This is a genomic window from Streptomyces sp. 796.1 (genome assembly GCF_047525675.1).
Taxonomy (GTDB): Bacteria; Actinomycetota; Actinomycetes; order Streptomycetales; family Streptomycetaceae; genus Streptomyces.
Genome location: NZ_JBLIWA010000085.1, coordinates 1 through 8,499, shown reverse-complemented (window position 1 = coordinate 8,499; position 8,499 = coordinate 1). Strand labels below are relative to the sequence as shown.

5 protein-coding genes are annotated in these 8,499 nt (G+C 73.1%); all 5 read left to right on the top strand.

Features of this window, described 5'->3' with window-relative positions; all coding sequences use genetic code 11:
- Window positions 1–119: 119 nt before the first annotated feature.
- Window positions 120–2,306 (top strand): peptidoglycan D,D-transpeptidase FtsI family protein, encoded by a 2,187-nt coding sequence (locus ACMA1D_RS31635; RefSeq protein ID WP_414727415.1) that lies wholly within the window; start codon window positions 120–122, stop codon window positions 2,304–2,306.
- A gap of 277 nt (window positions 2,307–2,583) precedes the next feature.
- A complete protein-coding gene (locus tag ACMA1D_RS31630) occupies window positions 2,584–4,278 on the top strand; it encodes a UDP-N-acetylmuramoyl-L-alanyl-D-glutamate--2,6-diaminopimelate ligase (RefSeq protein WP_414727414.1) in 1,695 nt (564 codons plus the stop codon).
- Window positions 4,279–4,340: 62 nt separating this feature from the next.
- On the top strand, window positions 4,341–5,777 hold the full coding sequence (locus ACMA1D_RS31625) for a UDP-N-acetylmuramoyl-tripeptide--D-alanyl-D-alanine ligase (protein WP_414727413.1): 1,437 nt from the start codon (window positions 4,341–4,343) through the stop codon (window positions 5,775–5,777).
- Window positions 5,774–6,838: a phospho-N-acetylmuramoyl-pentapeptide-transferase gene (gene mraY / locus ACMA1D_RS31620; protein WP_349995510.1), complete on the top strand. Its 1,065-nt coding sequence runs from the start codon at window positions 5,774–5,776 to the stop codon at window positions 6,836–6,838. Before ACMA1D_RS31625 ends, mraY begins: the two co-directional genes overlap by 4 nt.
- Window positions 6,835–8,268: a UDP-N-acetylmuramoyl-L-alanine--D-glutamate ligase gene (gene murD / locus ACMA1D_RS31615; RefSeq protein ID WP_414727412.1), complete on the top strand. Its 1,434-nt coding sequence runs from the start codon at window positions 6,835–6,837 to the stop codon at window positions 8,266–8,268. Before mraY ends, murD begins: the two co-directional genes overlap by 4 nt.
- Window positions 8,269–8,499: the final 231 nt, after the last annotated feature.

The window sequence follows — 8,499 nt, the reverse complement described above, 5'->3', positions numbered from 1 at the left end:
AGCAGGAGCGGCCCGCCGGCGGACGCGGGCCGGCCCAGCCACCGGCGGCCCGCGCCCGGCGCACCGCACAGGGCGGCCAGGACGCGCGGGAGGCACAAGACGCGCGCCAGCCGCAGGAAGTGCGCCGGACGCAGGACGCGCGCCAGGCGTACGCGGAGCGCAGCCGCCGCGCGGTGCCCGGTGCGGACGCCGCCCGCACGACGGCGGACGAGCGTGCCGCCGCCCGCGCCGCGGCAGCCGAGCGCGCTGCCGCCGAACACGCCGCCGACCGGCTCGGCCACGACGGACACGATGACCGCCGCGCCGACGAGCGCGCCGAACGCCGGGCCGAGCGCCGCGCCGGCGGGCGCGAAGAGGACCGACAGCGCAGCGACCGCAAGCGGACCGCGTCAGCCGACGCCGGTCCCGCCGGCACGGCCCGCACCGCCCGCGGGCGCACCGGTCGGCCCCGGCCCCCCAAGCCGCGCAGCGGCTCGGGCGGGCCGCCGCGGCGCCGCAACCCACGCCCCCGGCTGCGCTTGGTGAGCCTGGCGCTCACGCTGGTGATGCTGGTGTTCGTGGTGCGGCTGCTCCAGGTGCAGGCCGTGGACGCCAACGCCTATACGGCCAAGGCCAACGTCAACCGGTACATCCCGGTCACCCTCGCCGCCGAACGCGGGTCGATCACCGACCGCAGCGGCGTGGACCTGGCCACCACCGTGGACGCGTACGACATCACGGCCGCGCCCGACCTGCTCACCACCGCGCACGCCAAGATCCCCGACGCGCCGCGGCAGGCCGCCGCCCTGCTCTCGCCGATCCTCGGGGTGCCCGAGGGCGACCTGGTCGCCAAGCTCACCGCCAACCCCAAGTCCAAGTACGCGGTGCTCGCCCGGCAGCAGACGCCGCAGGTCTGGAAGCAGATCAAGGACCTCAAGAGCGCCCTGTCCGACAAGCAGGCCAAGGGCCTCGGCAACAACGTGCTGGCCGGGATCAACCGGGAGCGGCACAGCAAGCGCGTCTACCCCAACGGGGAGCTCGCCGCCGGCGTGCTCGGCTTCGTCAACGCCCAGGGCAAGGGCGGCGCCGGGATAGAGCAACTGCTCAACACCGAACTGGCGGGCAAGGACGGCAAGCGGGTCTACGCCCAGTCCGGCGGGCGCCAGGTGCCCACCGGCGACGTCAAGGAACAGCCCGCCGTGCCCGGCTCGGACGTCGAGCTGACCATCGACCGCGACATCCAGTGGGCGGCCCAGCGCGCCATCAGCGACCAGGTGCGCGCGTCCAAGGCGGACCGCGGCTACGTCGTCGTCCAGGACACCCGGACCGGCGAGATCCTGGCGCTGGCCAACGCGCCCGGCTTCGACCCGGCCAACATCGCCGAGGCCGACCCGGCCACGCTCGGCAACGCCGCCCTGACCGACGCGTACGAGCCGGGCAGCACCAGCAAGCTGATGTCGCTGGCCGCCGTGCTCGAAGAGGGCGCCGCCACGCCGGCCACCCGGGTCGAGGTGCCCAACCGGCTGCCGCGCGCCGACCGGGCCTTCGCCGATGACATCAACCACCCCACCTGGTACCTGACGCTCAACGGCGTGCTCGCCAAGTCCAGCAACATCGGCACCATCTTGGCCACCGAACAACTGGGCAAGACCCAGCCCGAGGCCAACGAGGTCCTCTACTCCTACCTACGCGCCTTCGGCCTCGGCAAGCCGACCGGCCTCGGCTTCCCGGGTGAGACCGCGGGCATCCTCGCCAGGCCGGCGGACTGGAGCGCGTCGCAGCAGTACACGATCCCGTTCGGACAGGGCCTGTCCCTCAACGCCGTCCAGGCAGCCTCGGTCTACACCACCATCGCCGGCGGCGGTGAACGCGTCGTACCGACCCTGGTGCGCGGCACCCGCGGGGCCGACGGGCACTTCACGCCGGCGCCCCAGCCGCAGCGCACCCGTGTGGTCAGCGAGAAGACCGCCAGGGAACTCGCCCAGATGCTGGAATCGGTGGTCGACGACGAGGAGGGCACCGGGGCCAAGGCCAAGATCCCCGGCTACCGCGTCGCCGGCAAGACCGGTACGTCCAATCGGGTCGACCCGAAGACCGGCCGCTACCACGGCTACACGGCCTCCTTCGCGGGGTTCGCGCCCGCCGACAAACCACGGGTGACCGTCTACTGCGCCGTACAGAACCCCACCAAGGGCTCCTACTTCGGCGGCCAGGTCTGCGGCCCGGTCTACAAGCAGGTGATGGAGTTCGCGCTGAAGACCATGCGGGTGGCGCCCACCGGCAAGGCGCCGGCCCGGCTGCCCGTGAGCTACCGGCCCGCCTCGTGAGCCCGGTCCACCCGTGAGTACGATCACCCCGGATCCGGGGAACCACGACCCGCGACCCGCCCAGGGCCCCGCCCGACGGGCCGCGGCCGAGCCGCCCCGGGGACCCGCCGAAGACGCCGAGCCGACGCCGTTCCCCGCGGGTCACCGCGGCGTGTCGCAGCACCGGGCACCCGCCGCGGCAGCGGCCCCGGCCGCCGCGCGCACGGCCCCGGCCGACGCTCCGCCCCGGTCACCCTCATTTAGCGGCGGACCCCATGCGCCCGGTACGCTCACCGCCGTGCCACATGCTGATCAGTCCCAAACCACCCATCAGGACGCCGCCCCGGAATACCCCGGACCGCCCCGTCCCACGCGGGTCCGCCCCACCCCCCTCACGGAGCTGACCGGTCAGCTCGGCATCGAGGTCCCAGCGGCAGCGGAGGAGGGCGCCGCGGCCACCGGCATCACGCACGACTCCCGGGCGGTGCGCCCCGGCGACATCTACGCGGCGCTCCCCGGCGCCCGGCTGCACGGGGCCGACTTCGCCGCCCAGGCCGCCGACCTCGGCGCCATCGCCGCGCTGACCGACCCGGCCGGCGCCGAGCGAGTCGCAGCCGCCGGCCTGCCGGCCCTGGTCGTCGCCGACCCGCGGGCCAAGATGGGCGCCCTGGCCGCCACCATCTACGGCGAGCCCGGCGAGGACCTGCTCCAGATCGGCATCACCGGCACTTCGGGCAAGACCACCACCGCGTACCTGGTCGAAGGCGGTCTGCGGGCCGCGCTCGCCGCGGACCGGCGGGCGTCCCAGACCGCGGGCACCCCCGGCGGCGGCCTCACCGGCCTGGTCGGCACCGTGGAGACGCGCATTGGCGACGACCGGATCAAGTCCGAGCGCACCACGCCCGAGGCCACCGACCTCCAGGCGCTGTTCGCGGTGATGCGCGAGCGCGGCGTGCGCTCGGTGGCGATGGAGGTCTCCAGCCACGCGCTGGTGCTCGGCCGCGTCGACGGCTGCGTCTTCGACATCGCCGTCTTCAACAACCTCAGCCCCGAGCACCTCGACTTCCACCCGGACATGGAGGACTACTTCCAGGCGAAGGCGCAGCTCTTCACCAAGGCCCGCAGCCGGGCCGCGGTCATCAACTACGACGACGAGTACGGGCAGCGGCTCGCCCGCGAGTCCCACATCCCCGTCGTCACCTTCTCCGCGGAGGGTCACCCGGACGCCGACTGGCGCGCCGACGGCGTCGAGCTCGGTCCGCTCGGCTCCACCTTCACCGCGCTCGGCCCCGAGGGCCAGTCGGTGCGCGCCGCGGCCCCGCTGCCCGGCCCGTTCAACGTCGCCAACGCGCTCGCCGCCATCACCGCCCTGGTGGTCGCCGGGATCGACCCGCAGCTCGCCGCCGACGGCGTGGCCGCGGTGCCCGGCGTGCCCGGCCGCCTGGAGCGGGTGGACGCCGGCCAGCCGTACCTGGCGGTCGTGGACTACGCGCACAAGCCGGACGCCGTCGAATCCGTGCTCCGCGCGCTGCGCAAGGTCACCGACGGCAAGCTGCACGCCGTCCTCGGCTGCGGCGGCGACCGCGACCCGCACAAGCGCCAGGCCATGGGCGCCGCCCTGGCCAGGCTCTCCGACACCGCCGTCCTCACCTCGGACAACCCGCGCTCCGAAGACCCGCTGGCGATCCTGGCGGCGATGCTGTCGGGCGCCGCCGAGGTGCCGAGCCACGAGCGCGGCACGGTGCTCGTGGAGGAGGAGCGCGCCGTCGCCATCGCCGCGGCCGTCGCCCGCGCCGAGCCCGGCGACACCGTGGTGGTGGCCGGAAAGGGCCACGAGCTGGGCCAGGACATCGCCGGCGTGGTGCGCGCCTTCGACGACCGCCAGGTGCTGCGCGAGGCCATCGAGGCCGCCCGGCAGACCCCGGCGACCCCTTACTACGCATCCGCAGCGCCCAGCGCTTCTCGTACGCAGCACCACGACGACCAGGGATGACCCACCGCCATGCGCGCATCACCCTCTTCCAGGCAGCTCACGGGTACCGCCGGAGGTGACCTGTGATCTCGCTGTCCCTCGCTGAGGTCACCGCCATCGTCGGCGGGCAACCGCACGACATACCGGACCCCACGCAGCGGGTCACCGGACCCGTCGTGATCGACTCCCGCGAGGTGGGCCCCGGTGGCCTGTTCGCCGCCATCGCGGGCGAGCGGGTCGACGGGCACGACTACGCCGCGGGCGCGGTCGCCGACGGGGCGGTGGCGGTCATCGCCAACCGCCCGCTCGGTGTGCCCGCCATCGTCGTGGACGACGTGGTGGGCGCGCTCGGTGCGCTGGCCCGCGCCGTCGTCGAGCGGCTCGGCGCCCGCGTCGTGGGCCTGACCGGCTCCGCGGGCAAGACCAGCACCAAGGACCTGATCGCCCAACTCCTGGAGCGGCTCGGCCCGACGGTGTGGACGCCGGGCTCGTTCAACAACGAGATCGGCATGCCGCTGACCGCGCTGCGCGCCGAGGACACCACGCGCCACCTGGTCCTGGAGATGGGCGCCCGCGGCATCGGCCACATCCGCTACCTGGCCGAATTGACACCCCCGCACATCGGCCTCGTACTCAACGTCGGCACCGCCCACATCGGCGAGTTCGGCGGCCGGGAGCAGATCGCACAGGCCAAGGGCGAGCTCGTGGAGGGGCTGCCGTCGGCCGCCGACGGCGGCGTCGCGGTGCTCAACGCGGACGACCCGCTGGTACGAGCCATGTCCGCGCGGACCAAGGCCGAGGTGCTGCTCTTCGGCGAGGCCCCGGAAGCCCACGTACGTGCCGAGAATGTCCGGCTTACCGACCTCGGACAACCCAGCTTCACGCTTCACACACCCACCGGGTGCGGTGACGTGACCATGCGCCTGTACGGTGAGCACCACGTGTCGAACGCGCTCGCCGCTGCCGCCGTCGCCCATGCGTTGGGCATGCCCGCTCCTGAGATCGCCCGTGCGCTCTCCGAGGCCGGGCAGCTCTCCCGCTGGCGGATGGAGGTCACCGAGCGCGCGGACGGCGTGACGATCGTCAACGACGCCTATAACGCGAACCCCGAGTCCACGCGAGCCGCGCTGCGCGCGCTGGTGGCCATGGGCTCGGCTCACAGGGCACAGGGGGGACGCACATGGGCGGTGCTCGGTCAGATGGCCGAACTCGGTGAGGAGTCACTCGCCGAGCACGACGCGGTCGGACGGTTGGTCGTCCGACTCAACGTCAGCAAGCTCGTGGCGGTCGGCGGCCGGGAGGCCGCCTGGATCGACATGGGCGCCAAGAACGAGGGTTCGTGGGGTGAGGAGTCGGTGCACGTGTCCGACGCGCAAGCGGCGGTCGAACTGTTGCGCAGAGAGTTGCGCCCGGGAGACATCGCACTGGTGAAGGCGTCCAGGTCGGTCGGTCTGGAGCGGGTCGCCATGGAGCTGCTGAGGGAACCGGGCGCTGCCGAGGGCGAGGGTGCCGGGCGATGAAGCAGATCCTCTTCTCCGGAGTGATCGGACTCTTCCTGACCTTGGTCGGCACCCCGCTGCTGATCAAGCTCCTCGCCCGCAAGGGGTACGGGCAGTACATCCGTGACGACGGCCCCCGCGGTCACCACGGCAAGCGCGGTACCCCGACCATGGGCGGCATCGCCTTCATCCTGGCCACGCTCATCGCGTACGGCCTGACGAAGGTGATCACGTCGAGCGAGCCGACCTTCTCCGGCGTGCTGGTGCTCTTCCTCTTCGCCGGCATGGGCCTGGTCGGCTTCCTCGACGACTACATCAAGATCGTCAAGCAGCGGAGCCTGGGCCTGCGGGCCAAGGCGAAGATGGCCGGTCAGCTCATCGTCGGCATCGCCTTCGCGATCCTCTCGCTGAACTTCGCGGACGCCCGCGGCCAGACGCCGGCCTCGGACAAGCTCTCCTTCACGCAGGACTTCGGCTGGCAGATCGGCCCGGTCATCTTCGTGATCTGGGCGCTGTTCATGATCCTGGCGATGTCCAACGGCGTGAACCTCACCGACGGCCTCGACGGCCTGGCCACCGGCGCATCGGTGATGGTCTTCGGCGCGTACACCTTCATCGGCGTCTGGCAGTACCAGGAGTCCTGCGCCAACACGCCGACCGCGGGCCCCGCCTGTTACGAGGTCCGTGACCCGCTTGACCTGGCCATCGTCGCCTCCGCGCTGATGGGCGCCTGCTTCGGCTTCCTGTGGTGGAACACCTCGCCCGCCAAGATCTTCATGGGCGACACCGGTTCGCTGGCCCTCGGCGGCGCGCTCGCCGGCCTCGCCATCTGCTCGCGCACCGAACTGCTCATCGCCCTGCTCGGCGGCCTGTTCGTGCTCATCACGATGTCCGTCGTCATCCAGGTCGGTTCGTTCAAGATGACCGGCAAGCGCGTCTTCCGCATGGCACCACTCCAACACCACTTCGAACTCAAGGGGTGGTCAGAAGTCCTTGTGGTGGTCAGATTCTGGATCATCCAGGGCATGTGCGTGATCGTCGGTCTCGGCATCTTCTACGCCGGCTGGGCGGCGGCCAAGTGACCAGCGAGTACGCCGGCCGTCGCATCACCGTCGCCGGTCTCGGCGTTTCCGGGGTCCCCGCAGCGCGCGCGCTGCGGGGCCTCGGGGCCCAGGTCACCGTCGTCAACGGCAGCGACGGCGAGCGCCAGCGCGCCGAGGCGGCCGACCTCGAAGCGCTGGGCGTCACCGTCCGCCTCGGCGACGGCGACACCCTGCCCGAGGGCACCGAACTGGTCGTCACCACGCCCGGCTGGAAGCCCACCAGCCCGCTGTTCCAGGCCGCGGCCCGGGCGGGCGTGCAGGTCATCGGGGACGTGGAGGTCGCCTGGCGGCTGCGGGCCGAACAGGGCCGCACCCCCGCCCCCTGGCTGGCCGTCACCGGCACCAACGGCAAGACCACCACGGTGCGGATGCTCGCCGCGATCCTGGAGGCCGCAGGGCTGCGCACCGCCGCCGTCGGCAACATCGGCGTCTCGCTGTTCGACGTGGTCCTCGGCGAGACGGAGTACGACGTCCTCGCCGTCGAGCTCTCCAGCTACCAACTGCACTGGGCGCCCTCGCTGCGCGCCCACTCGGCCACCGTCCTCAACCTGGCCCCCGACCACCTGGACTGGCACGGCTCGATGGAGGCGTACGCCGCCGACAAGGGCCGCATCTACGAGGGCAACGAGGTCGCCTGCGTCTACAACGTGGCCGACCCGGCCACCGAGGACCTGGTGCGCGCCGCCGACGTGGCCGAGGGCTGCCGCGCCATCGGCTTCACCCTGGGCGCGCCGGGCCCCTCCCAACTCGGCGTCGTGGACGGCATCCTCGTCGACCGCGCCTTCGTACCGAACCGGCAGCGCCAGGCGCAGGAACTGGCCGAGGTCGCCGACCTGGCGTCGGACGCCCCGCACAACATCGCCAACGCGCTCGCCGCCGCCGCGCTCGCCCGCGCCTACGGGGTGCCGGCCACCGCCGTACGGGACGGGCTGCGCGCCTTCCGGCCCGAGCCGCACCGCATGGAGCCGGTCGCCACCGTGGACCGGGTCCACTTCGTGGACGACTCCAAGGCCACCAACACCCACGCCGCACAGGCGTCGTTGGCCGCCTACCGGCCCGTGGTGTGGATCGCCGGCGGCCTCGCCAAGGGCGCCACCTTCGACGAACTGGTCAGCGCGTCGGCCGAGCGGCTGCGCGGTGTGGTGCTGATCGGCGCCGACCGCACGCTGATCAGGGAAGCCTTGGAGCGACACGCCCCGCACGTCCCGGTCGTCGACCTCGACCGGACGGACACTGGGGCGATGTCCGCGGCCGTTCAGGCGGCCGTCGGGCTCGCGGAACCTGGCGACACGGTCCTCCTGGCCCCCGCGTGCGCCTCGATGGATATGTTCACCAACTACAACAAGCGTGGCGAAGCGTTCGCCGACGCGGTGCACGCGCTCGTCGCAGGACGAGCCGAGCACGAGTAGCCGTTGGTCCCCGTGCCGTGGACCACGGCACCGCACACCAGTGGAGGGGACACCGAGATGATGGCCGACGACTCCGCGCGCCCCACCGCCCGCGGCCCGAGGCGTCCCCGTACCGGCCTGCCCGCCGCGGTCCCGGCCCTGGCCGCCGGCCCGCTGCCGGGCGCCGCGCGGGGCCGAGGCCGGTACGGCAACGGCCTCGCGCTGCGCGGCCGGGCCACCGCCCGCCCGGCC